The following is a 1,103-nucleotide window of genomic DNA, read 5'->3' as shown; positions in this document are numbered from 1 at the left end:
CAACAAGCTCAAGCATTTCAGACGCTTCGCCACACGCTTCGATCGTCGCGCCGGCCACTTCCTCGCCTTCATCCATCTCGCCGCAGCTATGTTATGGATGCGCTGAATGTCGATTCAGCCTAGTTCACCGGATGCTTGGCAAGCCAATCCTGCATTTTTTTGATCTCGGCTTCCTGCGCCTTGACGACGTTCTCGGCGAGCTTGCGGATTTCCGGGTCCTTGCCGTTGGCGATCACCACCTTGGCCATGTCGATGGCTCCCTGGTGATGGGGGATCATGCCGCGGACGAAGTCGACATCGGCATTGCCGGTGTAGTTGAGCATCATGTCCTTGTGCATCTTGACCATGGCCGCCTTGTAGCCAGCGGTTGCTGGGCTGTCCGCGCCCATGGCCATCCCGGACATGTCGTGCTTCATTTCGTCCGATTGCGCGGGCACGCTTTCGAGGAACACCGCGATCAGCATTCCCGCCGCCATCAGCAGCAGCACAATCTTCTTGGCCAAGGTCATCCAATATCTCCTGTTGAATGGAATGTCGTATTTGGGGGCGTCGCTCAGAGTTTCAACGTTCTCAGCCGCAGCGCGTTGCCGATCACCGAGACCGACGACAGGCTCATCGCCGCCGCCGCGATCATCGGCGACAGAAGCATACCGGTGAGTGGGTAGAGCACTCCGGCGGCGACCGGCACGCCGAGCACGTTGTAGAGGAAGGCGAAGAACAGGTTCTGGCGAATGTTGCGGATCGTCGCCTGGGCCAGTGTGCGGGCTCTGACGATGCCGTTGAGATCGCCCTTGACCAGCGTGATGCCGGCGCTTTCGACCGCGACGTCCGCGCCGGTGCCCATGGCGATGCCGACATCGGCTCCGGCAAGCGCCGGCGCATCGTTGATGCCGTCGCCGGCCATGGCGATGCCGGCGCCCCTGGCGCGCAGTTCGTCGACAAGTGCCGCCTTCCGATCCGGCAGCAGCCCGGCGCGGACCTCGTCGATGCCGAGCCTGCCGGCGATCGCTTTTGCCGTGCGCTCGTTGTCGCCGGTCGCCATGATGATCCTCAAGCCCTTGTCGTGCAGCGCCTTGATCGCCTCGGCCGTGGTTGCCTTGACC

General features: G+C 62.5%; 2 protein-coding genes and 1 pseudogene. 1 reads left to right on the top strand and 2 read right to left on the bottom strand.

The annotated features are described in order from the left end of the window. Nucleotides 1–106 (top strand): annotated as a pseudogene (locus EOA75_RS35465) (IS5/IS1182 family transposase); the annotation flags it as partial. Between the two features lie 13 nt (nt 107–119). Here EOA75_RS35465 and EOA75_RS33135 read toward each other — a convergent pair. Together EOA75_RS33135 and EOA75_RS33130 are read right to left on the bottom strand one after the other, a co-directional pair. Continuing rightward, nucleotides 120–509 carry a DUF305 domain-containing protein gene (locus EOA75_RS33135; RefSeq protein ID WP_095799243.1) on the bottom strand — a complete coding sequence of 130 codons (390 nt, stop codon included), beginning with the start codon at nt 507–509 and terminating at the stop codon, nt 120–122. 44 nt (nt 510–553) lie between these two features. Further along, nucleotides 554–1,103, bottom strand: a 550-nt coding sequence (locus EOA75_RS33130) for an HAD-IC family P-type ATPase (RefSeq protein ID WP_127326159.1), incomplete at its 5' end; no start/stop codon positions are given.

The sequence above is a fragment of the Mesorhizobium sp. M1A.F.Ca.IN.022.07.1.1 genome (genome assembly GCF_003997575.1).
Taxonomy (GTDB): domain Bacteria; phylum Pseudomonadota; class Alphaproteobacteria; order Rhizobiales; family Rhizobiaceae; genus Mesorhizobium.
This window is presented reverse-complemented; position numbering and strand designations above follow the sequence as displayed.